The sequence below is a fragment of the Pseudogemmobacter faecipullorum genome (assembly GCF_020539525.1).
GTDB lineage: Bacteria > Pseudomonadota > Alphaproteobacteria > Rhodobacterales > Rhodobacteraceae > Pseudogemmobacter > Pseudogemmobacter faecipullorum.
Window position 1 is genome coordinate 1 of record NZ_JACDXX010000002.1, and the last position, 22,377, is coordinate 22,377.

25 protein-coding genes, 1 tRNA gene and 1 pseudogene are annotated in these 22,377 nt (G+C 62.1%); 12 read left to right on the forward strand and 15 right to left on the reverse strand.

Translation table 11 applies throughout. The features are described from left to right. Positions 1-212: 212 nt before the first annotated feature. Positions 213-512 carry a hypothetical protein gene (locus tag H0485_RS01800; RefSeq protein ID WP_226933654.1) on the reverse strand — a complete coding sequence of 100 codons (300 nt, stop codon included), beginning with the start codon at positions 510-512 and terminating at the stop codon, positions 213-215. A gap of 409 nt (positions 513-921) precedes the next feature. Here H0485_RS01800 and H0485_RS01805 point away from each other — a divergent pair, with 409 nt between their 5' ends. Next, the gene (locus H0485_RS01805) at positions 922-1,557 is read left to right on the forward strand and encodes a sugar transferase (RefSeq protein WP_226933655.1); all 636 of its coding nucleotides are present in this window, start codon (positions 922-924) and stop codon (positions 1,555-1,557) included. A gap of 499 nt (positions 1,558-2,056) precedes the next feature. Here H0485_RS01805 and H0485_RS01810 read toward each other — a convergent pair whose 3' ends face one another. The 9 genes from H0485_RS01810 to leuC all read right to left on the reverse strand — a co-directional run bounded on the left by H0485_RS01810 (position 2,057) and on the right by leuC (position 9,865). Next, positions 2,057-2,401, reverse strand: a complete 345-nt coding sequence (locus H0485_RS01810; protein ID WP_226933656.1) for a hypothetical protein — start codon at positions 2,399-2,401, stop codon at positions 2,057-2,059. A 40-nt stretch (positions 2,402-2,441) separates the two neighbouring features. Next, entirely contained in the window at positions 2,442-2,759 is a 318-nt protein-coding gene (locus H0485_RS01815) for a hypothetical protein (RefSeq protein ID WP_226933657.1), read from the reverse strand. A 68-nt stretch (positions 2,760-2,827) separates the two neighbouring features. Further along, positions 2,828-3,586, reverse strand: a complete 759-nt coding sequence (locus H0485_RS01820; protein WP_226933658.1) for an acyl-homoserine-lactone synthase — start codon at positions 3,584-3,586, stop codon at positions 2,828-2,830. A gap of 228 nt (positions 3,587-3,814) precedes the next feature. Further along, on the reverse strand, positions 3,815-4,516 hold the full coding sequence (locus tag H0485_RS01825; RefSeq protein WP_226933659.1) for a LuxR family transcriptional regulator: 702 nt from the start codon (positions 4,514-4,516) through the stop codon (positions 3,815-3,817). Between the two features lie 444 nt (positions 4,517-4,960). After that, positions 4,961-6,001: an endonuclease/exonuclease/phosphatase family protein gene (locus tag H0485_RS01830; protein WP_354002432.1), complete on the reverse strand. Its 1,041-nt coding sequence runs from the start codon at positions 5,999-6,001 to the stop codon at positions 4,961-4,963. A 47-nt stretch (positions 6,002-6,048) separates the two neighbouring features. After that, positions 6,049-6,843 (reverse strand): hypothetical protein, encoded by a 795-nt coding sequence (locus tag H0485_RS01835; protein ID WP_226933984.1) that lies wholly within the window; start codon positions 6,841-6,843, stop codon positions 6,049-6,051. Positions 6,844-7,271: 428 nt separating this feature from the next. Further along, complete coding sequence (gene leuD, locus H0485_RS01840; RefSeq protein WP_226933660.1) at positions 7,272-7,877, reverse strand: 3-isopropylmalate dehydratase small subunit; 606 nt, start codon at positions 7,875-7,877, stop codon at positions 7,272-7,274. Positions 7,878-7,886: 9 nt separating this feature from the next. After that, positions 7,887-8,408: an HdeD family acid-resistance protein gene (locus tag H0485_RS01845; RefSeq protein ID WP_226933661.1), complete on the reverse strand. Its 522-nt coding sequence runs from the start codon at positions 8,406-8,408 to the stop codon at positions 7,887-7,889. Between the two features lie 38 nt (positions 8,409-8,446). Continuing rightward, positions 8,447-9,865, reverse strand: a complete 1,419-nt coding sequence (leuC, locus tag H0485_RS01850; protein WP_226933662.1) for a 3-isopropylmalate dehydratase large subunit — start codon at positions 9,863-9,865, stop codon at positions 8,447-8,449. Between the two features lie 188 nt (positions 9,866-10,053). On the opposite strand from leuC, the gene rsfS reads away from it, so the two are divergent. Continuing rightward, entirely contained in the window at positions 10,054-10,683 is a 630-nt protein-coding gene (rsfS, locus tag H0485_RS22110; RefSeq protein ID WP_494338137.1) for a ribosome silencing factor, read from the forward strand. A 1-nt stretch (position 10,684) separates the two neighbouring features. Continuing rightward, positions 10,685-11,155, forward strand: coding sequence for a 23S rRNA (pseudouridine(1915)-N(3))-methyltransferase RlmH (gene rlmH / locus H0485_RS01860; protein WP_226933664.1), 471 nt, complete (start codon positions 10,685-10,687; stop codon positions 11,153-11,155). A 69-nt stretch (positions 11,156-11,224) separates the two neighbouring features. On the opposite strand, the gene secB is transcribed toward rlmH, so the two are convergent. Next, the gene (gene secB, locus H0485_RS01865; RefSeq protein ID WP_226933665.1) at positions 11,225-11,749 is read right to left on the reverse strand and encodes a protein-export chaperone SecB; all 525 of its coding nucleotides are present in this window, start codon (positions 11,747-11,749) and stop codon (positions 11,225-11,227) included. A 185-nt stretch (positions 11,750-11,934) separates the two neighbouring features. Next, a complete protein-coding gene (locus H0485_RS01870) occupies positions 11,935-12,450 on the reverse strand; it encodes an FxsA family protein (RefSeq protein WP_226933666.1) in 516 nt (171 codons plus the stop codon). A gap of 152 nt (positions 12,451-12,602) precedes the next feature. Between H0485_RS01870 and H0485_RS01875 the strand changes: the two genes are divergently transcribed. The 3 genes from H0485_RS01875 to H0485_RS01885 are packed head-to-tail and all read left to right on the forward strand — an operon-like array spanning position 12,603 to position 15,002. Continuing rightward, the gene (locus tag H0485_RS01875; RefSeq protein ID WP_226933667.1) at positions 12,603-13,262 is read left to right on the forward strand and encodes a Tim44/TimA family putative adaptor protein; all 660 of its coding nucleotides are present in this window, start codon (positions 12,603-12,605) and stop codon (positions 13,260-13,262) included. Between the two features lie 6 nt (positions 13,263-13,268). After that, on the forward strand, positions 13,269-14,300 hold the full coding sequence (gene mltA / locus H0485_RS01880) for a murein transglycosylase A (RefSeq protein WP_226933668.1): 1,032 nt from the start codon (positions 13,269-13,271) through the stop codon (positions 14,298-14,300). Between the two features lie 3 nt (positions 14,301-14,303). After that, positions 14,304-15,002, forward strand: a complete 699-nt coding sequence (locus H0485_RS01885) for a Smr/MutS family protein (RefSeq protein WP_354002429.1) — start codon at positions 14,304-14,306, stop codon at positions 15,000-15,002. Between the two features lie 279 nt (positions 15,003-15,281). Here the strand turns inward: H0485_RS01885 and H0485_RS21790 are convergent. Together H0485_RS21790 and regB are read right to left on the reverse strand one after the other, a co-directional pair. Further along, positions 15,282-16,706, reverse strand: a pseudogene (locus tag H0485_RS21790) (PAS domain-containing protein); the annotation flags it as partial. A gap of 106 nt (positions 16,707-16,812) precedes the next feature. Then, positions 16,813-18,204, reverse strand: coding sequence for a sensor histidine kinase RegB (gene regB, locus H0485_RS01895; protein ID WP_226933669.1), 1,392 nt, complete (start codon positions 18,202-18,204; stop codon positions 16,813-16,815). Between the two features lie 122 nt (positions 18,205-18,326). Between regB and H0485_RS01900 the strand changes: the two genes are divergently transcribed. The 3 genes from H0485_RS01900 (at position 18,327) to H0485_RS01910 (ending at position 20,021) form a co-directional block, all read left to right on the forward strand. Continuing rightward, positions 18,327-18,956: an SCO family protein gene (locus tag H0485_RS01900; RefSeq protein WP_226933670.1), complete on the forward strand. Its 630-nt coding sequence runs from the start codon at positions 18,327-18,329 to the stop codon at positions 18,954-18,956. Positions 18,957-19,037: 81 nt separating this feature from the next. Further along, positions 19,038-19,592, forward strand: a complete 555-nt coding sequence (locus H0485_RS01905; protein ID WP_226933671.1) for an ActR/PrrA/RegA family redox response regulator transcription factor — start codon at positions 19,038-19,040, stop codon at positions 19,590-19,592. A 111-nt stretch (positions 19,593-19,703) separates the two neighbouring features. Further along, entirely contained in the window at positions 19,704-20,021 is a 318-nt protein-coding gene (locus H0485_RS01910; RefSeq protein WP_226933672.1) for an H-NS histone family protein, read from the forward strand. 86 nt (positions 20,022-20,107) lie between these two features. On the opposite strand, the gene H0485_RS01915 is transcribed toward H0485_RS01910, so the two are convergent. After that, on the reverse strand, positions 20,108-20,995 hold the full coding sequence (locus tag H0485_RS01915) for an N-formylglutamate amidohydrolase (RefSeq protein WP_226933986.1): 888 nt from the start codon (positions 20,993-20,995) through the stop codon (positions 20,108-20,110). Between the two features lie 275 nt (positions 20,996-21,270). Here H0485_RS01915 and H0485_RS01920 point away from each other — a divergent pair. The 3 genes from H0485_RS01920 (at position 21,271) to H0485_RS01930 (ending at position 22,077) form a co-directional block, all read left to right on the forward strand. Next, a tRNA-Val gene (locus tag H0485_RS01920) sits at positions 21,271-21,345 on the forward strand. A gap of 77 nt (positions 21,346-21,422) precedes the next feature. Further along, positions 21,423-21,548 carry a type B 50S ribosomal protein L36 gene (gene ykgO / locus H0485_RS01925; RefSeq protein ID WP_226933673.1) on the forward strand — a complete coding sequence of 42 codons (126 nt, stop codon included), beginning with the start codon at positions 21,423-21,425 and terminating at the stop codon, positions 21,546-21,548. Between the two features lie 214 nt (positions 21,549-21,762). Further along, positions 21,763-22,077 (forward strand): hypothetical protein, encoded by a 315-nt coding sequence (locus H0485_RS01930; protein ID WP_226933674.1) that lies wholly within the window; start codon positions 21,763-21,765, stop codon positions 22,075-22,077. Positions 22,078-22,377: the final 300 nt, after the last annotated feature.

Genomic DNA, 22,377 nt, shown 5'->3' on the forward strand with positions numbered 1-22,377 from the left:
TAGCCCCGCTCCGTGATCTGAGCGACCGCATCGCGCTTGAAGTCGTCGCAGAAAGTCCCTGTGCCCATCATGGCCTCCTTGCCTCAAAATTAGCAAAGAAGGCGTCCACGAAACATGGGGCTATTCAGAACCTCCCCGGCTTACGCTACGAGAAAATTCTAGCTCTGAGCCCCGCTGATTTCGGGGATGATTATCCGGCACATGGCGGGAGATCAGCTGCGGCTGCGCAGTTCCGGGAAGGCCGAGCGCAGGCGGTCGGGCGAGAGGCGCTGCGAGGATTCGGGGCCGCTTTCGATAATGGCCTGCAGATCTGCGACGATTTCGCGATCGAGGCCGGCCTGACGTGGTTCGGCTTCGGTTTTCCCCAGAAGCAGACAGATCGCGGTGAAGCCAAGATTTCCCGCAATCGCATAGGTCAGCACCGCAACAAACCAGCCGCCGCCCAGCCAGAGTGCGACAGAGGCCGCAGCGAGGCCCGCAATGCCACTGCCGATCAGGTAAATCGCCGCCATAGCAGGACTCCCTTCTTTGGTTGTGCCGTGAAAACGGCGGGTGGGCCTGTGCAATTCCACGCGCGATACTCTCTTTAGTGAAGCGAATTTCAACAGAGTTTTCTGGCAGCGTAATGGTCAGTTTGCGGCGATAATCTGGCTAAGTCGTTAACGCAATCAGTAATTTCGGGTAGTTTTCCCAGAAAACGCGAAAATTCTGCCTGATTGCTGCCGGAATTGTGTAACATACAGTTTCCTCAGAAACCGGCGGGATTATCCCTGACCTGTGCTTGTGCTGAAGGCCCTTTGAACGCTCTGTTTCCATCTCGCGCATTTTTCGGATTTGAAATTACGCAAGTGAACAACTATTAGAGCCATAATTTATAGCTTCCCTGACTTAATCCTTTTTTATTTTTTGCAGGAATTTTGCATGACCGCACCCGGTTTGCACCCGGCACAAAGCAACGATGGCTCTGCCAGAATGTTGCTTGCGCTCAAGCGTGTGTCTGATCTTGTCCTCGTGGCGCTGGCTTTGCCGATTGTCGCGCCTGCTTTTCTTGTGATCGCTTTGCTGGTCCGGCTCTCCGGTCCAGGTCCCGTGCTGCTGCGGCTCAGCTGCGTTGGCCAGAATGGCAGAGTTTTCGGAAAATACCGCTTCCGTATTGTATATATGGATGCAGAGCGGCGCCTGCGTGCGGCAGAACGCGACCCGCAGGGGGACTCGGGACGTGATCCGCGGGTCACGCCGATCGGGGCCTGGCTCGCGCGTAATGGCCTGAACCGGCTGCCGCAGCTGCTGAATGTGCTGCGCGGTGATATGTCGGTGGTGGGGCCGCGCCCGATCACTCTGGCATGTCAGCGCGACAGCTACCCCTTCCAGGAGCATCTGCTGCAGGTCCGGCCGGGGATTTTTACCCCGGAAAGCCTGGTCGATGAGCAGTTCGCCCGCTCTGAAACAGACCGGCGCGCGCTGGATCTGGCCTATGCTGCGAATCCCGCTCTGTCGACCGACACGCGGATCCTGGTGACGGCTTTTGCACGCATGATCGGGCTGCGCTCGGTCTGAAACAGGCAGGGCAAGGTGGCGCCCTGTCTTTCCGGTTTGCGGATGGTGGCCCGAAGCAGGGCTGCCGGAGCTCGTTTGTCTGGCAGGATGTATTTCTGTGGACAGGGCGCAAGGCACAGTTTTGGCAAGGACAGTTTTGCCGCAACCGGCAGACGTCGCCTGATGATCTGTGGCTGCCGCAGTTTCAGATCAAGGCGAGCAGGGTGTCGCAGCGCTCAGAGACCGACTGTCGTTCTTGTGCTTTGCCCGCCAGGGCTGCGGCATTGTCTCAGGTCTGCTGGTGCGCAGGGTTTATCTTTAGCCAGGGCAGACACGGCGATGCCGGGGCGTAAATCTTGCGGGTAAGGATCAGGCCTGAGGCGGCGCCGTCGTAATGCCTGATCGCCAAGGGGCATCAGGGCAGACCTGCGGACGATGAGCCTGACACATGCAAAGCGAAACCCCGACTCACTTGGGTGACTCAGGGTTGCGGGTCAGAGACTATAATGCTGGGAGCGGATCACTGCGCCATGCGACGGGCGGCGCGGGCCGTTGCCCGTGAACGGTCACGGTCGGCGGTCATACGCAGCAGGCGAAAAAGTGAGCTGCCGTCGCTTGCTGCCAGTTCATGGCTGCGTTCTTCCGCTTCGCGCAGTGCCTGAAGATCGGCCCGGATTTCATCTTCGGTCAGGCGCAGGCGCATTTCCGGCTGCTCAGCGGCATCGAAACGCCAGAACAGCCACATGCTCAGAGCATGAGCCGCGGCTCCATAGATCAGGACCGAGGTGAGCAGGCCGTAGCCCAGCAAGAAGCTTGCAACACCGAAGAGCAGACCGAACAGCCCTCCGAACAGCATGATTACCAAAGCCATTGGCCTTCCTTCCGTAATTGTCCGCCCCCGGAGTTCACAGAAGAGAAACGTTTCTCTGGGACTGATTAAAAGCACACAGGTCGCTGTCGATTTCGTCCTGCTGTCGCTGTGATTGTCCGACGGGATATATCCGTAAGAATCGCAGGCAACACAGTCCGAAGATTACCTGACCCGAAATAAAATAGACAACTGCGGCCCAAAAAAGGCCAAATCCGGACAGATAGGCAAAAAACCCGAAAGTCAGGCCTGCAAGGCCGGAGGCGATGAGTGCCACCACAGCGCGCGGGCTGACGCCCGGACCTGAACTGCTCGCCGGGCAGCCGTATGGTGAGGAATCTTCGTAATGGGTCATGGCTGTCTTCTGTTGTCTGGGTTTACGCGGTCACCCGGTGCGAGCTGAACCAGGTGACCGCGCGTCGGTCAACCTGCGCTGAGCTGCAGGCTGGCCGGAGCATGGGCGGCGGCAAGCACGGCGGCCGGCTCAGGGAGCGAAGCCTTCCTGTCGTGATTGCCCTGCCCATTTCGCATGCGCGCTGCCGCGCGTAGCGCAAGGACCTCTTCTTCTGTGGCGAGGACCCGGCCGGAGATACCGGCAAAGGCCCGCACGCGCTCAATCCGTTCGTCGGTGCAGTCGAGCAGCGCGGCCAGGGCCGAAACCTTGCCCATCGGCGTGACCGAGCCGACATAGTCGTAAGGCGCATTATCCGAGCGCTTGAGAACCCGGTTCATCACCGGATCAATCACGGTGATAATATCGGTGATACCGGCATCCCGGCTGGTCTCGAGCGTGGCGATCATCAGCTCGCTGGTAGCACGGGCAATAGCACTGGCCGAGCCGTCGCGCGTCAGCCGGGCCGTATCGACGCAGAACCGGGTCGATTCCCAGATCCTGGAGGAGCGGATCGGCGGCTCGCCATCGAGAATGGAGCTGAACACATCCGAGAGCATATGCGGACCGGTGGTCTGCAGGGTGCGGACGCAGGAGATCACTTCGCCATCCTCGTCGAGGCCGAGCAAATAGAGCGGATCCATCGCGTCGAACTGGTCGATTTCGCGTCCATTCTCAATCGTTACTTCCCAGCCGAGACGCTCGCCGAACACGCGGCCTCTCAGCAAAAACATTTCGTCCAACAGATCACTGAACAGGTGTTTATTAATGGCGTCGATAACGATGATCATGGCAGCCCCCGATTTCTCATCTGTAAGGTGAGAATATTCGCAGGGTCACAATCGTCCTATTGGGTGAATCCCGTAGTTGAGTAAAAAATATATCTTTCGCGCCTGGGGGTGAGTGCTCAGTGGTAATCTGTTGATATTGGATAAAATAATAATCGCTCCTGAAGCCGCTGCACAGAGGGTTTCAGGGGATTTCAGCCCGGGAGACGCTTTGCCGCGGGTAAGAGCCGCCTAAAGCGGATAGATCAGATGCAAAGCGATGGCCCGGGCCACGGCCTGGGGCGTGGTCAGCGAGTAAAGCTTTTCGCGGGCCGAGCGCAGATGCACCTCAACCGTGCGGATCGAGATCCCGAGAATATCTGCCACATCCTGCTGCGACTTTCCGGCAGCAATCCACTGCAAAATCTCGGTCTCGCGCGAGGACAGCTGGGTGCGGCGCAGAATGCCCGAGAGCGCGTCCGAATTCATCACCGCATCATGCATATGCACTGCGACGGACTGCAGCTCACCGATGGAACTGCTGATGCGCTTGCGCCATTCGGTGGCATCGGCATCCAGGGTAACGCTGAGCAGGCCGGTGTCACCAAATGGGCCGCGCACCGGAATTGTCATGCCCTGGCTGGTAATATCGTACTCCCGCGCCTTGCTGAAAACCTTCCGGAAATTCTCGTTATGCTCCAGCCGTTCCCAGGAGACCGGCGCAATAGAGCGCTGCGCCATGGTCAGGGTCGGATCAATCAGGTGAAAATCGCAGGCGATATAGAGCTGCTTCCACTCTTCGGGATAGGTGACATAGCCATGCATGATGCCGGCAACGGGATTAGCCCCCAGATAAGCAACGTGATCGAAGCCAAACCGGTCGCGTACCTGGTGCAAAAAGCCGTCAAAGGTTGCCTTCTGGTCGGTAACACGGCTGAGGTCGATAAGGTCCATTGGTCTTGTCCGACGGGAGTAACTGGTGCGCGACAGCGGCTACAGGTTGAAAGTGACCCTGGGGTCGGGAATGCGGCAAACGGGCCAATGCCTGTGCGAAAGCAGAGCGGCGCGACAAGTAACCTTACGTAAAAGCGGACTTTTGCATAAATATCTGCTTCGGGGCTGGGGATGTCTATAGCTTTTACTTGTTGTGGGGATGTATTTGCAAAGATGTGAGCTAAATGCATGATTTCCCCGGGTCAGGGCGCTATGCGCCGCTTTCGCAGGCATTCATGGGTTTTGATGTGACGCGCGCAGCTGCGCGCTTTTGAGCGAATTCAGGCCTGGCGGTCAGGTTGTACCCGGTCTGTGCGCAATAAACCGCAAAGTGATTCGAGCCCTCAGAAGGCAGTGCAGATCGTGGCTGATCCCAGCCTGTGCTGCGCGGCACCAGCTCAGCGCTCAGTCGGGCAGCTGGAGGTCAACCCAGATAGGAAAATGCCGTGAGGCAAGCGCGCTGGCCCGGGCCAGCGGATCCTCTGGCCGGGGCCGGAAAACACCGGAGCCTGTGACCTTCAGGCTACGGTCCGGCAGGATCATCGCGAGGCGCAGCCCTCCCGGAGCTGCAAGCCGGACGGTGTCGAGGGCGGGATCGCCTTTCTGCCCCGGATCCGCCTCGCTCCAGAGCGCGCGCGGCGCGGGATCCTGCAGCGCCGGATGCGCCAGCAGCGCGCGGATCGCCGCTCTTCGCCCTTCGCCATCCTCAGGGTCGAGATTGGGGGTGCCGATCAGCACAAAGGGCGTAGCGGGCCGGGGCAGGCCGAGCTGACCCGACAGCAGCGCCAGCCAGAACGCGGTTTCATCATGATTGCGCCTCCCGTTCAGATCATCGGCGCCGTCAAAGACCGGCGGGCTGGCATGCCAGGCCAGCAGAGTGAGCGAGCGCTGGCCTGGCAGAAGCAGCGGAATCTGCCAGTGCGCGGTGGTGGAAAGCCGCAGGATTGCCCGCGCCGCGGGGCTGAGGCTGTCGGGCAACAGCGCATCCGGCAGATCGCGCCAGAGGAAGGTGCTGTAATCCTGCACGCCCGCGCTCTGAACCGGGTAGCGTGACAGCAAGAGCATGCCGGACTGGCCTGCGAACCAGCCAAAGCCCTGGGCATCGCCCGGGCCGCCCTTCCGGCCGTCGCCATCGAGATCAAGGCCGGTCTGCATCCCGCGATTGGGGCGCAGGGCATAAAGCCATGGGTAGTCGAGTCCCTGCAGCCTCAGCCCGGCGGCGAAAGCCCGGGCGGCCATCAGATCATGGTCATAATCAAAACCGCTCAGCAGCAGCACATCGGCCTGCAGCGCCGCCAGCAGATGCAGCGCGGCCCCGATCTGCGGGTCTTTGCCCGAGCTGATGTCCCGGAGCAAAAGTCCGGGGCCTTTGCGCTCAAAATCGCTGTTCCAGGTGGCAAGGCGCAGGCTCTCGGCCCGGAGCGGCGCGAATGTAAGCAGCAGCAGACAGGCGGCCGACCATAGCAGGCTCAGGCCCGGGGTCAGGTCGTGGTTCAGGCCGTGGCGAAGCTTGCGCTGGCCGGGGCCATGCCGCCCGCAGCGCGTTTGGAGCGGATCATCGCCGCCACCCGGCCCATGGCGATACCGCGCATCAGCAGACTTGCCGGCAGAAATGCCCATGCTGCCATCACCCAGATCAGGGTCTGTGGCGAGGTCAGCGTATGGGGATCCATGCCGCCGGTCAGAAGATTGACCATCGCCGGCAGAATGAATGGCAGCAAAAAGCCTAAGGACAGGTTAACACGGGCATCACGCTCAAGGCGGTCGACCACGTCTCCGCCGCCGGTCGGCTCAAAGGTTGGCAGATTGACCCAGACATTGAAGGCCTGATGGCGCGAGGGCCAGACCTTCAGCCGGAAAATCACCACATAGAACGACAGGCCGATCAGCGAGATGATATAGGCGGTGCCGGCCGCGCTGCGCAGCATGGCCAGCTCGGCCGCGCTTGCCCCCTCTCCGATCATCAGCGCGGCAAGGCGCACCGGCGAATAGGGGAAATCCATGCCATGGCCGAGCAGATAGCCCACCGCCTCAAACAAACGGGTGAAAGGCGTGGGCTGCAGGGCGGCTGCCTGAATGGCCGAAAGGCTGAAGACCAGGGCAAACAGCATGACAAAGCGGATGCGGTTGAAAGGCGGGGCATCGCGGAACTCCAGCAGGCTGGGATAGACCGCATTATATTCGATAAAGGTCAGCGCGCCGCCGAAGAGCGCAATCAGCGCCACCATCTGCTGGGTATCAGTTCCCGTCCCCGGCAGAATGACCGAGGGCGTGACAATCAGGATCATCACCAGAAAAGCACGCACAAGCGCACCGGTCAGCCGGTTCACCACTGCCCTGACATCCTCAATATGGACGGAGGCGATACGATGCCGCCTCCTTGCTCCGAGGAGACCGCCGATATTATGGCGAATTGCCCCAAATTTGCCCAACTTTTGCCTGCTTTCATGTGAGGTCGCAACAGCTATCACTGTTAAAACAAAGCCCTGTGGCCTCAATGCGGCAAATGTGTTGCAGGATTGAAGCAAAAAATCGCGACATCCTACCGCTTCCAGGAGGAAATCCGGCATCAACTACAGGATGTGGGATTTCCGGGTATTTATCAGACAAAAAGGCGCGCAGGCATCTGACCTGCGCGCCTTTTTTCATCTTTGGGCTGAAGCGACGATTCTGCCGCGCGCTATGCGGCGGCAGAAAGATCACAGATCCAGCCGGTTCAGGCCCAGGGGCGGGCGGCAGCGTTCTGCTTTTCAAAGGCATCAATCGATTCTGCCTTTTCCATGGTCAGACCGATGTCATCGAGCCCATTGATCAGGCAGTGCTTTTTGAAAGCGTCGACCTCAAAGGCAAAGCTGGTGCCATCCGAAGCGGTGACCGTCTGATCTTCGAGATTGACAGTGATGCGGGCATTGGCGCCTTTGCGGGCATCCTCCATCAGCACCGCAACCGCCGCTTCCGGCAGCACGACCGGCAGAATGCCGTTCTTGAAGCAGTTATTATAGAAAATATCGGCAAAGCTGGTCGAGATCACGCAGCGGATGCCGAAATCGAGCAGCGCCCAGGGCGCATGTTCGCGCGACGAGCCGCAGCCGAAATTCTCACCGGCGACGATGATCTGACTCTCACGCCAGGCCGGCTGGTTCAGCACGAAATCCGGGATTTCCTCGCCTTCCGGGGTGTAGCGCATCTCATCAAACAGGTTCACGCCGAGGCCCGAACGCTTGATGGTTTTCAGGAATTGCTTCGGGATGATCATATCGGTGTCGATATTGACCAGCGGCATGGGCGCCGCGATCCCGGTGACAGTGGTGAATTTATCCATGGGTTTTGCCTATTGGGTTTTCTTCAGCGCCAGGCCCAGGGCGATCAGGGCCGCGCCAGCAGAGAGAAGTTCGATCGCGATCAGCGTGCCAAGCAGGACCGGGGCGGTCTGAGCCGGAAACAGCAGCACCCAGAGCCCGAGCCCGGCCGAGACGAGGCCGGAGAGAAGCAGGATCCAGAAGCCGCGGCCGGTGCCCTGACCGAGCCGGAAGGCCCAGATCAGGCGCAAAATGCCGGTGACGAGGAACAAAATCCCCAGCATTACCGTCAGGGAGATCAGGCCCGCCAGCGGATTGGCGAGGATCCAGATCCCCAGCACCAGCTGCAGCAGCGCGAACAGACCCAGCCAGAGACGATCTCTCAGGCCGGAATCTGCAAAGGCTGCATAAAGCCCGATCACGCCCAGAAACAGGAAGGTCGCGCCTACCGTCCCGGTCGCCGCCAGCGAGGCGAAAAACGGGAAGATCAGGGCGATCAGGCCGCCCAGAAGTGCAAGTGCCCCGATGGTGAGGCAGGTGGTCGAGCCTTTCATAATTCCCTCCTGTTAACGGGCCTGTTGGCAGATGCTGATCAGACGTTCTCTTTCACGAATTCGCGGATATCGGTCAGATGTCCGGTGACTGCCGCTGCGGCAGCCATGACCGGCGACATCAGATGCGTGCGCCCGCCACGGCCCATACGGCCCTCAAAGTTGCGGTTCGAGGTTGCAGCGCAGCGCTCACCCGGGGCCAGCTGGTCGGGGTTCATGCCAAGGCACATCGAGCAGCCCGCCAGACGCCATTCGAAACCGGCATCCATGAAGATCTGGGCCAGACCCTCTTCCTCGGCCTGCAGCCGCACGAGGCCCGAACCCGGGACCACCATGCCGCGCACGCCCGGTGCCAGCTTTTTGCCCTTCAGGATCCCGGCTGCAGCCCGCAGATCCTCGATCCGGCCATTGGTGCAGGAGCCGATGAAGACCGCATCGATTTTCACATCGGTCAGCTTCATGCCCGGGGTCAGGCCCATATAGTCGAGCGAACGCTGGGCCGCCTGTACCTTGCCGCCTTCGAAATCATCGGCCGAGGGGACATTGGCCGAGATCGGCAGCACGTCCTCGGGCGAGGTGCCCCAGGTCACGACCGGTGCAATCTCTTCCCCTTTGATGATGATGACCTTGTCGAAATGCGCGCCCTCATCGGTGAAGAGCGTTTTCCAATAGGCGAGCGCCGCTTCCCATTTCGCGCCTTTCGGCGCATGGGGGCGGCCCATCACATAGGCAAAAGTCTTTTCATCCGGTGCGATCAGGCCAGCGCGGGCGCCGCCTTCGATCGCCATATTGCAGACCGTCATCCGGCCTTCCATCGACAGATCGCGGATCGCCTCGCCGCAATATTCGATGACATAGCCATTGCCGCCGGCGGTGCCGGTTTTGCCGATCACCGCGAGGGTGATGTCTTTCGCCGTCACACCGGGCAGCAGTTTGCCGGTGATTTCGACCTTCATGTTTTTCGATTTCTTCTGGATCAGCGTCTGGGTGGCCAGAACGTGTTCCACTTCCGAGGTGCCGATGCCATGCGCCAGCGCGCCGAAAGCGCCATGGGTGGCGGTATGGCTGTCGCCGCAGACCACGGTCATGCCCGGCAGGGTCCAGCCCTGTTCCGGGCCGACAATATGCACGATGCCCTGACGCACATCCGAGACCGGATAATAGACAACACCGAATTCACGGGCGTTCTTATCGAGCGCCTCCACCTGGATACGGCTCTCTTCATTGTCGATCTTCACATCGCGGCCTTCGGTGGTCGGCACGTTGTGATCGGGAACCGCAATGGTCTTTTCCGGCGCGCGCACTTTGCGCCCGCTCATGCGCAGGCCCTCAAAGGCCTGGGGGCTGGTCACTTCATGGACGAGGTGCCGGTCAATATAGAGCAGGCAGGTGCCGTCTTCAGAGGTATGGACGACGTGGTCGTCCCAGATCTTATCGTAAATAGTTCTCGGAGCAGTCATGGCTCTCACCTTTGGGGATAGCTTGGAAGGCAGAAATGCAGGCACGAAGCAGAAGCGGCATCATGGCAGAGTGCCTAAAAGCACCCGGCCGGCCGCATCAAAGCCGTGCGAGAACGTTGCGGGTCGAGCCGAAGAAACGCGCCGGAAGGCGCGCATGATCGGTGATGTTGAAATAGATGAACCCGTCCATGGCCGAGATCATTACGCCCGAATCCCTGGTGAGACAAGATGAAGCGCATCCGGGGTGCAGCCGTTTCGGCCTTGCGCAGAGGCAACAAAACCGAATATCCGCCGCATTCGTTCCGGCTTTATTGAGAATCCCGGGATTGAGCGCTATTTATAGGCGTGAAAGCCCTGCGCCCGGGCCGTGGCGGCGCTTTATCCGGAGGACAATTTCTTTGTCTCATACTGACCCTGCGACCGGCCTGCCGGTCGCCCCGCGCGCCGGCCGTCCCTCGCAATCGGAATTCAGCGCCGAACAGATCCGCGATGCGGTGCTGGATTCGCTGGAAGATGACAAAGCCGAAGAGATCGTCGAGATCGAACTGCGTGGTCGTTCGGATGTTGCTGATTACATGGTGATCTGCTCGGGCCGCTCGTCGCGACAGGTGGCTGCCATTGCGGAAAAGCTGGCAGATCGTCTCAAGCAGAAGTTTGGCATTCATGCCAGGATGGAAGGCAAGGAAACCGGCGACTGGGTGCTGATTGATTCGGGCGATGTCATCGTTCATGTCTTCCGCCCGGAAGTGCGTGAATTCTATCAGCTCGAAAAAATGTGGCTGCCTGCCGGTCAGGTCGGGGCCGCGCGCACGCTCTGAAATGCGGGTGCAGCTTTGCACGGTGGGGCGATTGCGCGCCTCGCCCGAGCGCGATCTGATCCGCGATTATCTGGACCGTTTCGCCAAACAGGGCCGGGCGCTGGCGCTTGGCCCCGCCAGCGAGATCGAAGTCGAGGATAAAAAGAACCTCGGCATGGAGGCAGAGGCGCAGCTTTTGTCGCGGGCCATCCCCCCCGGGGCGCTGATCTGCACCCTGGATGAGCGTGGTCAGGTGATGTCCTCACCGGAATTCGCCGCCCAGCTGGGCAGATGGCGCGACAGCGGCCGCCAGGATCTGGCCTTTGTGATCGGTGGCGCGGATGGCATCCATCCGGATCTGCGCGCCAAGGCCGATTTCTCGATCAGCTTCGGGCGGATGGTCTGGCCGCATATGCTGGTGCGGGTGATGCTGGCAGAACAGCTTTACCGCGCTGCAACCATTCTGGCGGGCGGGCCCTATCACCGGCTGTGATCTGCCTCTGGCGCAAAGAAAAAAGGCGAGGAAAATTCCCTCGCCTTTGCTTTTTCGGGGCCAGGCGGATCAGTTGACCGCAGCGCCTGCGGCCGGAGCCTGAGCGGCTGCCTGACGGCGGGCGATTTCCTGACGGTAGAGTGCGAGGAAATCGACATTGTCGATGTTGAGCGGCGGGAAGCCACCGTCGCGGGTCACATCCGAGACGATGCGGCGCACGAAGGGGAACAGCAGGCGCGGGCATTCGATCAGCAGGAACGGGTGCAGCTGCTCTTCTGCCACGCCTTCGACATGGAAGGTGCCGCCATATTCCAGCTCGAGCAGGAACAGGGTTTCGCTGGTGGTTTTATTGCTCGAGGTGATTTTGAACTTCAGGATCACGTCATACTGGTGCTCAACCGTACGCTTGCGCGCGTCGAGGCTGACCGCGACCTGAACATCGGGCTGGACTTCGCTGCCGGCGAGGCCCTTGCGCACGACTTCATTCTCAAAGCTCATGTCGCGGATATATTGCGCCAGAACCTGCATACGCAGCTGCGGTGCCGCGGCGGCTGCGCCGTTTGCTGCGGCCTCGGCCAGATTTTCTTCGGACATAGAATCCTCCATGGAGGCACGGAGCACCGGCCGATTCCGGCCCGGTTTCCTGCGCCCGCTGAAATAAGAACGTCGGATCGTCCCTAGCAGAGGCCCGGCGCAGGCTCAACTGTCGCCGGGGTGGTTTGAGGGCGGTTCCGGGCTCGGATCAGCCGCAGATCCGCCCCGGCCTGAGCCAGGGCGTGTTACTCAATTTCGGTCCAGCGCGAGGGGCGGTTGCGGTTTGCTTCCGGCGGCACCTCAACCCATTCCCCGTCCAGGATATCATCGCCGCCCTGGGGGCTGCGCGGACCGGGGCCCTGGCCGAAGGCGGTGCCAAAGCCCATTCCGGCCGCCCCGGCCGGAACCACCCGGCGCATCACCGAGGCCTGCAGCTTCTGGCGCAGCGGAGGCACAGCGGTCAGCAGCAAAAGCACCAGGCCGAGCGTATCGGTCAGAAAGCCCGGCAGGATCAGCAACAGGGCGGCAAGACCGCGCAAGAGGCCGGTGACCGGCGCGCCATCGCGCAGGGCGGCCGGATCCATGCCGCCGCGCAGCAGCATCATGCCGCGCGCTGCGGTGAATTTCAGCAGCAGCACTCCCGCCACCGCCGTGAGCAGAACCCAGGCAAGCGTTGGCCAGAGCCCGATTTCCCCGCCAATCACAACAAAAAGGCCAATTTCAATCAGGGGCCAGGCCAGGATAATAAGTGCGCGCCGCATCTGCAGGCTCTCCGGTGGTAAAGGATTCGTGCCGCAAGGTTTACTTGCGGGCGGTGAAAACCTACATAGGAAGGAAGGCGAGCCAGCCCAAGCCCTGCGCCCCGCAAGGGGCTGTGGCCAGGCGGCATAAGCACTCTGTCATGGGATATTCAATGAACTCTGCTCTGATCCAGCTGCTGGTCCTTGCCGGGATCGCTGTTTTCCTGATCCTGAAGCTGCGGTCGCTCCTCGGGACGCGCGACGGATTTGAAAAAAAGCCCCTGCCACCTGAGGCTCCCCGGGCTGAGTCCCGTCGTGAGTTTGAGGTGATCGAAGGCGGTCCCGACCGCGATATCACGGATCATGTTGCCGAAAATTCGGCCTCGGCCAAAGCCCTTGCGGCAATGAAAGCGGCCGAGCCCTCATTCGCGTTGACCCCCTTCCTGTCCGGCGCACGCCAGGCCTATGAGATGATCCTCATGGCCTTTGAGCGCGGCGAGATGGACCAGATCCGCAGTTTCCTCTCGGATGATGTGGAAGCCGGATTTGAAGAGGTGATCCGCGCCCGCAAAGAGCGTGGTCTGGTGGTCGAGGCCAATTTCGTGGGCCTGAAAGAAATGGCGCTGCAGGAAGCGGTATATGACAAGGCCTCGGGCTTTGCCGAGCTGACGGTGCGTTTCATCGGCGAGCTGACCTCGGTCGTGCGCGATCAGAACGGCGAAATCGTCGAGGGCGACAGCAAGACGGTCAAGCGGCAGCGCGATGTCTGGACCTTTGCCCGCAAGATGGGGGATGCCGATCCGAACTGGCAGCTTGTCGCAACCGGCGAGTGAGATGCGATGGGGCGCCGCTTTGGCCGTGTTCTGGCTCTCTTGCTGGCACCGCTGATGGCGGACGGCGCGGCGCGGGCTGAGATCCTGCCCTTTGAGACTTTGGCGGGATGGCGCGAAGGCGGTCAGGCAGAGGCTCTGGCCGCTTTTCTTGTGACCTGCGACCAGCTCGCAGCGCCCTATTGGCAGCCTTTATGCAGGCTGGCACAGGATGTCCCCGCCGACGATGCCTCGGCCCGGGCGTTTTTTGAACTGCTGTTCCGCCCGGTGCTGGTCGGCAGCCCTCCGGCTTTGTTCACCGGATATTATGAGCCGGAGCTGAACGGCTCGGCGGTGCAGACCCCGCGCTTTGCCTGGCCGCTTTACCGAATGCCGCCGGAACTGCAGGAGGGGATGGTCTATCGCAGCCGGGCCGAGATTGAGGCCGGGGCTCTGCGCGGCCGCGGCCTTGAGATTGCCTGGATCGATGATCCGGTCGAGGTGTTCTTTCTGCATATCCAGGGCTCGGGCCGGGTGAAAATGACGGATGGTTCGGTGATCCGGCTGGGCTATGCCGGGCGCAATGGCCATGCCTATCGCTCGGTCGGCCAGGAGCTGGTCCGGCGCGGGCTGTTCCAGCCGCATCAGGTCTCGGCCCAGGTGATCAAGGCCTTCGTGCGGCGCAATCCGGCGCTTGGGGCCGAGCTGCTGAATCACAATCCTTCCTATGTCTTTTTTCGCAAGCTGAAGAAGCTCGCCCCCGAGCTGGGGCCGATCGGGGCGATGGGCCGCTCGATCACCCCGCTGCGCTCGGTGGCGGTCGATCCGGCCTATGTGCCGCTGGGCGCGCCGGTCTGGATCGAAAAGGGCGGCGCGCAACCGCTGAACCGGCTGATGGTGGCGCAGGACACCGGTGGCGCGATCAAGGGCGCACAGCGGGCGGATATTTTCTTTGGCTATGGACCTGCTGCGGGCGAAGCGGCGGGCGTGGTGCGCGATGGTGGCAGGCTGGTGCAGCTGCTGCCGATTGACCGCGCCTATGCGATGGTCGCGGAGCAGTAACCTATGGCACGGCGGCGGTCCCTTACCGAAGAAGAACAGGCGCTCTGGAAGGCTGTGGCGAAAACGCTGCGGCCGATGCATGGCACCGGCAGCTTCCCCGCTGAGGCGGGAGCGGGCGATGCGACCGGGGCTTTGCGTCCGGCGGCGGGTCGCAGCAGGCGGGCTTTACGGGCAAAGGCAGTCGGGGCGGCAGAGGCGCTGACCAGCGCGGTGGCCCTGCCCGAAAATGAGAGCCCGGGCGAGGTGTTCCGTAAAGCGCTGGAACAGGCTGCGGCCCCTGCGAGCCTCCTGCGGCCGTTCCGGCTGGGAGAGCGTGCGGTGGCGCCGCCGAAAACCACTTTGCCGACCCCGGTGGCCGAGCCGGTCAGGATGGATCCGCGCAGCTGGCAAAAGCTGCTGCGCGGCAAAATGGCGCCGGAGGCGCGGATCGACCTGCATGGTATGACGCTGTCTGAGGCGCATCCCGAGCTGATCAGCTTCCTGTTATCGGCGCAGACGCGGGGCCTGCGGCTGGTGCTTGTGATCACCGGCAAAGGTAAGGCGGTGACCGAGCCGGTGCCGCGCCCGGTCGGCGCGCTGCGCCATCAGGTTCCGCACTGGCTGCGGCTGCCACCGCTGGGGATGATCGTGCAGCAGGTCAGCGAGGCGCATCTGAAACATGGCGGTGCCGGGGCGTTTTACGTCTGGCTGCGGCGGCGCTGAGCCGGTTCGGCCGGTTTGCACTGCGCGCGGACCTGAAGGCAGCGCTGCGGCTTCTGCCGGGCCCGGGGTGAAGGTGACGAGCGTCGCGCCATGGGGCATCGGGGCAACCCGGCAGCCATAGGCCCTGCCATCTTTCAGACGCAGCGCCGCCTCCCAGGGGGTGCGGGGGCCGAACTGGCCGATATAGGCCTCAAGCTCGTTCCACAGCGGGCCGGGCGTGCAGAGGCTGCGCCAGCTGCTGACCGGGCGCGGCCTTTCGACACCGGGCAGGGGCTGCTGGCGGATTTCCTCGCCCCAGAGCAGGGCGGCGGCGGCATTGGCCATGGCGAGCGTGCCGTCCTGGGCGAAGACCACCACCGCATCTGCCATGGCGTCGATCACCGCCTGACCCAGCTCGAGATCGGCGCGAAACCGGCGGGTACGGGTCATTTCGGTGGAAATATCCTCGATCATGAAAGCGAGGGCACCATTTGGATGCGGCCGCCCCGTCACCCGCCAGGTCTGGCCCGAGGCCAGCATCCATGTGTCCTGAAACAGCCCCTCGGCGGCGGCCTTCTCCATATCTGCCATCTGCGATCGCCAGGAGCGGTAATCCTTTGGCTCGGGCAGCATCGAGCTTTCGCGCATGGCATCGAGCAGCGCGGGCAGGGTTGGCCGGGCGATCAGGAAATCGACCGCCAGCCCGGTCAGATCGGTCAGGGCCGGGTTGAACATCTGCAGCCGCCGCGCATGGTCAAAGATCGCAAGACCGATCGGCAGCTGGGCGAAGGTTTTTGACAGGGTCTGGGTGAAGTCGCGCAGGCTGTTTTCTGCACTGATCAGCTCATCAGCCGGCAGGGCATAGCGGATCACACCTGCCGGATGGCCGCCGCGGCTCATCGGGCGGCTGACCAGCTGAAACCAGTGTTTCTGCCCCTCATGGGCCAGAAAGACCGGGCGGTCGGCCGGCGCGCCCGGCGGGTGCCTTGCCCGGCCACCGGGCGTGTCCTCTGTGCTGCTTTGCTCCTCAGCCGTGCGGGGGGATGTCTCCCCGCGGGGGCTGGCGGCAGGAAACAGGGCAGGTGGCGGCCAGGATAATTCGAGGCCAGGGTCCAGCCGCTCGGCAACCAGGGCCAGATAGGGGCCATTGGCCCAGATCACCGCCCCTTCCGGGGTTTCGTGCCAGACCGGTAGCGGCGCGCCTGAAAGCGTATCGCGCAGCAGGCTCAGCTCATCACGCAGCGCCAGCTCTGCCAGCCCCTCCTGTCCGGCACTGGCGGCGGCACTGGTCTCGCTGCCGTCGCTGAGCGTCATCCGGGTCAGCCCGCCGAGAAATTCGGCCCGCAGCAGCAGAGGGGGGCGCAGATCCTCACGCGAGCACAGCACGAAGCGGCCTTCGCGCTGCAGCCCCTCCAGCCGGGTGCCAAGCCCGGGAAACATCGGCTCGAGCCGGGCGAGGGTGCGAAACCAGGGGCTGGTCTCCTCGCTCCAGGGCGCGATCAGGGCGCGGGCGGGCGGGGTGGCGTCGAGCAGCCGGTCCTCGTCAAAGATAAACACCGTCTCGGCAGGCGAGACGCCGAAGATCGTGGCCGGTCTGCGGCTGCGGATCTGCAGGGCCGAGATGAGCAGCAGGCAGGCCAGGGTGATCAGCGTGGCTGTCACGACCAGCCCAAGCGCGAAGGTCCAGTCCGCCTGCATATCCCCACCCTGCGAAACCCGTCGCATCCGCCTGAACCGGCCGGCCTTTGCGGCCTGTCAGGGCCGAGAGTGCAGTGGGGAGTGTTAACGGATCGTTAAGCGGATTACGGGGGGCAGGCTTCCGGGGAAAACATCAGGTGTTGATCAGCTGATTGGGCGCGCCGGTGGCACCGGGCGGGGCGAGGATATCGGCATTCTCCCAGACCAGCTCGACCAGAGCGCCGCCCCGATCAGGTCGCAGCCCCTCGGTTTCGAACGGGTCACTGGCATTGGTAAAGGTCAGTTGCGCGCCGGTCCGCTCGAGCAGGGTTTTGGCGATGAAAAGGCCGAGCCCCATCCCCTCATATTCCGGGCGCTGGCTGTCGTGCTGCTCGGGGCGGCGCGCGCGCATGAAGGGCGAGCCGATCCGGCTGAGCACATGCTGGGGATAACCCTCACCGTCATCCACCACGCGGATGGTCAGGCTGTCCTCATCCCATTCGCAATCGACCCAGACCCGGGAACGGGCGAAATCGACGGCATTCTGCACCAGATTGCGCAGGCCATGGATGATCTCGGGGCTGCGCCGGATCACCGGCTCGGGCAGATCACCGCCCTCATCGGGAAACAGGCCGATGAACACCTCCTTGCCCCGCGCCATATGCGGCTCGGCCGCCTCGCGCACCACGGTGGAGACCGGGGCCTGGCGCAGCTGCAGATCGTCTTTCCCGGCCCGCCCCATGCTGCGCAGGATATCGCGGCAGCGGTCCGCCTGTTCGCGGATCAGCTGCGCATCCTCGAGCAGATCCGGATTATCCTTCAGCTCGCGCATCATCTCAGAGGAGACCAGCTTGATCGTGGCCAGCGGCGTGCCCAGCTCATGCGCCGCAGCCGCCACCACGCCACCCAGATCGGTCAGCTTCTGCTCGCGGGCGAGCGCCATCTGCGTTGCCAGAAGCGCATCAGAGGTAGAGCGGGCGTCGCGGGCAATGCGGCCATTATACACCCCGAGAAACAGCAGTCCCACCACAATGGCCATCCAGAACCCGAAGGTGAAGAGCGGCGGCACATCCAGCAGTCTGCCGTCCTCAAGCCGGATCGGCAGGCTGCAGAAGGCGAGGAAGGTTACGATCAGAATCGCCGCTGCGCCCAGAATCAGCGTCGGGCGCAGCCCGAGCGCACTGGCCGAAATCGTCACCGGCGCCAGCACCAGCAAGGCAAAGGGATTGGTCAGCCCGCCGGTGACAAACAGCAGCAGCCCGAGCTGCGCCAGGTCGAAGGTCAGCGAGGCCAGTGCTTCATAGGGGCTGAGGCGATGATTGGGCGGGGCGATCAGCGAGGCCCCGAGATTGACCACCACCGATGCCGAAACCGCTGCGAGACAGGGGGCGAGTGGCAGGTCGATCATGAACCAGACATAGCCGGTTGCGAGGGCGATCAGCTGACCGCCGATGGCGAGCCAGCGCAGCAGGATGAGGCTGCGCAGCCAGATGCGCTGGTCAGCGGCAATCGCCTGGTTTTCTGCCGCTTTCGCGATTTGTCGCATTGTAAATGCGCCTTTCCTGAGGGTTGCTGGTTTGTTAGTCACTGTGCCCGCTCTGATCAATGTGCCAGCCGGGCGCAGTGCGGAGGGGCGCCACTGTTCTGGTGGGTTACGAGGAGAACGGAATGAGCAGATTTTTAGCCTTCGGTGCTGCGGCGGTCGTAGCGGCATTTCTGGGGGGGACTGCCGGGTATCTGTACTGGAAACAAGGCGATCAGGCCGCAGATCCGCTGGCGAAATGCCGTGAGGGCCAGGTGGGCGGGGCCACGATTGGCGGGCCGTTCACTTTGCTCGATAAGGCCGGTCAGGCGATTACCGATAAAGAGGTGATCACCAGGCCGACCCTGGTCTATTTCGGCTATACTTTCTGCCCGGATGTCTGCCCCTTCGATATGTCACGAAATGTTGAAGCGATTTCTTTGCTTGAAGAACAGGGCCATGATGTGGGCCTTGTCTTCGTGACCATCGACCCCGAACGCGATACACCTGAGGTTGTAGGAGACTATGCCTCTAATCTTGATACGCGTGTTATCGGGCTCAGCGGATCGAAAGAGCAGATTAAAGCTGCAGCAGATGCATACCGGGTATACTATAAAGCCCAGGCTGCAGAGGATGGCTATTACCTTGTCGATCACACTGCTTTCACTTATCTGATGTTGCCTGGAATTGGCTTCGCAGATTTCTACAAGCGTGAGGCGAGTCCCGAGCAGATCGCAAATGGTGCCGCCTGTATGATCGATGCGGCGGCGGGCTGAAGCACGTATAATTGTCCCGGATCTGGAGACCGCCAGATCCGGAACTTAAGTCAGTCGCCGGGTATCGGTCGGAGAAATCGAATGTCAGAAGAACTCAGTCCGGAGCTCGGGCGTGATCGCAGCCTCCTGCTGGTGGATGATGATGAGCCTTTCGTGAAGCGTCTTGCACGCGCCATGGAAAAACGGGGCTTTATCCCCGAAACGGCCGAGAGTGTGGCGGCCGGTAAGCAGATTGCTGAGATCCGCCCTCCGGCCTATGCCGTGGTCGATCTCCGTCTGGGGGATGGCAATGGTCTTGATGTGGTGGAATTGCTGCGCGAACGCCGCCCCGATTGCCGGATTGTGGTGCTGACGGGTTATGGTGCGATTGCCACTGCAGTGGCTGCGGTGAAAATCGGCGCTATTGATTATCTGTCCAAACCGGCTGATGCCGATGATGTGACCCGGGCTTTGCTGGCCAATGGGGAAGTCATGCCAGCGCCGCCTGAGAATCCGATGTCGGCCGACCGGGTACGCTGGGAACATATCCAGCGTGTATATGAAATGTGTGAGCGCAATGTCTCGGAAACCGCACGTCGTCTGAATATGCATCGCCGGACGCTGCAGCGGATTCTTGCCAAACGCAGCCCGAAATAAAAATAATCCGGGATCCGCCTCACGATTTAATGTATTTCAGAATCGTACGAATTGAAGAGTATGTTTTTCTCGGCTACTCCACCGCCAGAATTGAATATCCGGAGCGTATTAATGGACATTGACCTCAACAGCCTTGACCTCAAAGAACTGAAGTCGCTGCAGGTGCGCGTGGCGAAAGCCGTGGCAACTTACGAGGACCGCCGAAAGCGCGAAGCTCTGGCTCAGCTTGAGGAAAAGGCCCGTGAACTCGGCTTCACCTCGCTCTCCGAGCTGACTGGCGCCGGCCCGGTGCGCAAGCGCGCTGCTCTGGAGGCAAAATATGCCAATCCGGCGAATGCTGATGACACCTGGTCAGGCCGTGGCCGCAAGCCGCGCTGGTTCATCGAGGCGATTGCTGCCGGTAAAACCGAAGCCGATCTGGCAATCTGAGCCCCGGGTTTTCAGCTGCAGCCAGGGATCTAGCCCCTTGGTTCGCTGCTCTGTACGAAATAGCAGACCTTAAACCCGTCCCTGGCCTATTCTGCGGCAAGGGGCGGGTTTTCGTTTTTCGGGCCGGTGATGGCGGCGGCGCTGGCGCTACTGGTCAGGCTGGCAATGATGCCGGTGATCAGTTTCGCGAAATCGGCAAAGCCCGCATGTGGGGTGACGGTTTTCTCATCCATATAGAGAGAACGGTCGATCTCGACCTGGATTGCGTGAATATTACGCACGGGGCGGCCATAGGCCTGGGTGATATAGGCGCCGGCAAAGGGGCTGTTGCGGCTGACCCGCAGCCCGGCCGTGGTGAAGGCGGTTTCGACCAGAGCCATAGCCTCCGGCCCGGCCGCTGCGCCGTAGCGGTCGCCGAGCACGATCTGCGGCAGCTGGCTGCCAGGGCGCGCGCCACCCTCAATCGCTTCATGCGGCATCGAATGGCAGTCAATCAGCACCGCGGTCCCCGTGCTGGCACGGGTCTCGGCGATCAGCTGCTGCAGCCTTTCGTGCCAGGGCTGCCAGTAGCGGCGGATCCGCTCCGCCGCCGTGCTCTGGCTCAGCTTGCCGCGGTAGATCAGCCTGCCGCCCGCGACCACGCGGGGAATGACCCCCAGCCCCGAGGAGATTCGCGGATTATGCGCTGCGCGCTCCAGCCCCTCGATCACCGCCGGATCGAGCTCCTCGCAGGAGCGGTTCAGGTCGATATAGGCGCGGGGCAGGCGGGCAGACAGCAAAGGGGCGCCCAGAATCGGGGCCTGTTCAAACAGCCGATTCACAAAAGCATCCTCAGAGGAGCGGATGCTGAGCGAATCGAGCGGGCTTTCAGCCAGAAATTCGGCCGGATATTCGCTGCCGGAATGCGGAGAAGAGAACAGAAACGGACTTTTGCTCTGCAGAGGCCGGCACAGGTGATAGCTTTCGGTGATCAGGGTCCGGGTCAGCGCTGGCACGGGCAGAATGCTTTCAGGCTAAGGGAAACAGGATGTATGCGCAGAAGCTAACTGATTTTCCCCATCTCTGCGCCAGTGAAATGCGGGCCGCCCCGCAGGCTGGCAGAGCTTTTTTATCTAACGCCTTAATCTTGTGTTTCAAAACCCCTTGCGGCCCCCGGAAGGGTTAGCTATAGACCCGCCAAGCCGACGCGGTGAGCCCCGCGTCCTGACTGTTTCGGCAGAAAGGGCGCAGGAAATCGTAAGGTCAGAGTGGGCGGTTAGCTCAGCGGTAGAGCACTACGTTGACATCGTAGTGGCCACTGGTTCGATCCCAGTACCGCCCACCATTTCACCGCTTTTAGGGGTATCCCTTGGGCACGGGTTAATCGGCGCGTGATGCGCCGCGACAGGACAGGAGACAGCCATGAAGGTTGCAAACTCGCTCCGCTCGCTGAAGTCGCGTCACCGCGATTGCCAGGTCGTGCGCCGTAAGGGCCGGATCTACGTGATCAACAAGACGCAAAAGCGCTATAAAGCTCGTCAGGGCTGATAGCACTGCTTCTCGGCAAGAGATTTTAAAAAACCGCACAGGGCAACCTGCGCGGTTTTTCTCTGTCCGGACTTGCGGAGCTCTGCCTTATCCGGCGGTTGTGCGGGCAGAGCAGGGGAATTTCGCCACCCGCGGAGCCGGGGCCGGGCCTTGCGCATTTACAGGCTGAGTCGGCGGCAATAGCATCAGGCTGATCCGCGACCAGGAGGTCAGAATGCCCCTTCCGCTTGCCCCGATCCTGGTGCGACTCGGTGTCGCGGCCCTTGCCGGCTATGCGGCGGGGCGGATCAGCCGCCGCGCCGCGGGGCTGCATCCCGGACGAACGGATCAGCGCGCCGAGGATGCGCTGGACGAGCTCGACGAAGGCCTCTCGTTCCACAGCCCGGCTGACCGCTGCCGGAGCGAGCCGGAAACCCGCCAGAGTAATGCGGCCTTCCGGCTGCGCCGGACTTTTGGTTTTCGCGGCAGACAATGGGATGTCGATGCCGGGCTGATCGCCCGGCTGCGCCTGAAACAGCGCCTGCCCTAGGGGGCGGGCGGGCAAAACGGGCCTGGTCTCACCTTGCTCGGTCGTCGTAAAGTCATTGTCCTGCAGGCTGGGCCTGGCGGTGCGCGGGCCGGACGACGATGGACCGATCCGGCTGCGACCTCAGCCGGGCGCTGCCATTTCTCTCAGAAAATTCACTGTTTTTCCGTGACCGGCGGGTGAAGCGCGGAGGAGCAGCGGCTGCGCGGTGCCGCTGCTCCGGGGCCGGATCGGGGGCGACAGGCTTTTGTAGGCCGCCCTCGCAACCGGGCCCTGCGGGACGAGGCGACGAATCGCGGCGGT

Bases quoted from the DNA above. Each gene is read 5' to 3' on its own strand.
- H0485_RS01800 (WP_226933654.1), bottom strand. From the start codon at position 512: ATGGCGGCGATTTACCTGATCGGCAGTGGCATTGCGGGCCTCGCTGCG.
- H0485_RS01805 (WP_226933655.1), top strand. From the start codon at position 922: ATGACCGCACCCGGTTTGCACCCGGCACAAAGCAACGATGGCTCTGCC.
- H0485_RS01815 (WP_226933657.1), bottom strand. From the start codon at position 2,759: ATGACCCATTACGAAGATTCCTCACCATACGGCTGCCCGGCGAGCAGT.
- H0485_RS01820 (WP_226933658.1), bottom strand. From the start codon at position 3,586: ATGATCATCGTTATCGACGCCATTAATAAACACCTGTTCAGTGATCTG.
- H0485_RS01825 (WP_226933659.1), bottom strand. From the start codon at position 4,516: ATGGACCTTATCGACCTCAGCCGTGTTACCGACCAGAAGGCAACCTTT.
- H0485_RS01835 (WP_226933984.1), bottom strand. From the start codon at position 6,843: ATGATCCTGATTGTCACGCCCTCGGTCATTCTGCCGGGGACGGGAACT.
- leuD (WP_226933660.1), bottom strand. From the start codon at position 7,877: ATGGATAAATTCACCACTGTCACCGGGATCGCGGCGCCCATGCCGCTG.
- H0485_RS01845 (WP_226933661.1), bottom strand. From the start codon at position 8,408: ATGAAAGGCTCGACCACCTGCCTCACCATCGGGGCACTTGCACTTCTG.
- leuC (WP_226933662.1), bottom strand. From the start codon at position 9,865: ATGACTGCTCCGAGAACTATTTACGATAAGATCTGGGACGACCACGTC.
- rsfS (WP_494338137.1), top strand. From the start codon at position 10,054: ATGGCCGAGATCATTACGCCCGAATCCCTGGTGAGACAAGATGAAGCG.
- rlmH (WP_226933664.1), top strand. From the start codon at position 10,685: ATGCGGGTGCAGCTTTGCACGGTGGGGCGATTGCGCGCCTCGCCCGAG.
- secB (WP_226933665.1), bottom strand. From the start codon at position 11,749: ATGTCCGAAGAAAATCTGGCCGAGGCCGCAGCAAACGGCGCAGCCGCC.
- H0485_RS01870 (WP_226933666.1), bottom strand. From the start codon at position 12,450: ATGCGGCGCGCACTTATTATCCTGGCCTGGCCCCTGATTGAAATTGGC.
- H0485_RS01875 (WP_226933667.1), top strand. From the start codon at position 12,603: ATGAACTCTGCTCTGATCCAGCTGCTGGTCCTTGCCGGGATCGCTGTT.
- mltA (WP_226933668.1), top strand. From the start codon at position 13,269: ATGGGGCGCCGCTTTGGCCGTGTTCTGGCTCTCTTGCTGGCACCGCTG.
- H0485_RS01885 (WP_354002429.1), top strand. From the start codon at position 14,304: ATGGCACGGCGGCGGTCCCTTACCGAAGAAGAACAGGCGCTCTGGAAG.
- regB (WP_226933669.1), bottom strand. From the start codon at position 18,204: ATGCGACAAATCGCGAAAGCGGCAGAAAACCAGGCGATTGCCGCTGAC.
- H0485_RS01900 (WP_226933670.1), top strand. From the start codon at position 18,327: ATGAGCAGATTTTTAGCCTTCGGTGCTGCGGCGGTCGTAGCGGCATTT.
- H0485_RS01905 (WP_226933671.1), top strand. From the start codon at position 19,038: ATGTCAGAAGAACTCAGTCCGGAGCTCGGGCGTGATCGCAGCCTCCTG.
- H0485_RS01910 (WP_226933672.1), top strand. From the start codon at position 19,704: ATGGACATTGACCTCAACAGCCTTGACCTCAAAGAACTGAAGTCGCTG.
- ykgO (WP_226933673.1), top strand. From the start codon at position 21,423: ATGAAGGTTGCAAACTCGCTCCGCTCGCTGAAGTCGCGTCACCGCGAT.
- H0485_RS01930 (WP_226933674.1), top strand. From the start codon at position 21,763: ATGCCCCTTCCGCTTGCCCCGATCCTGGTGCGACTCGGTGTCGCGGCC.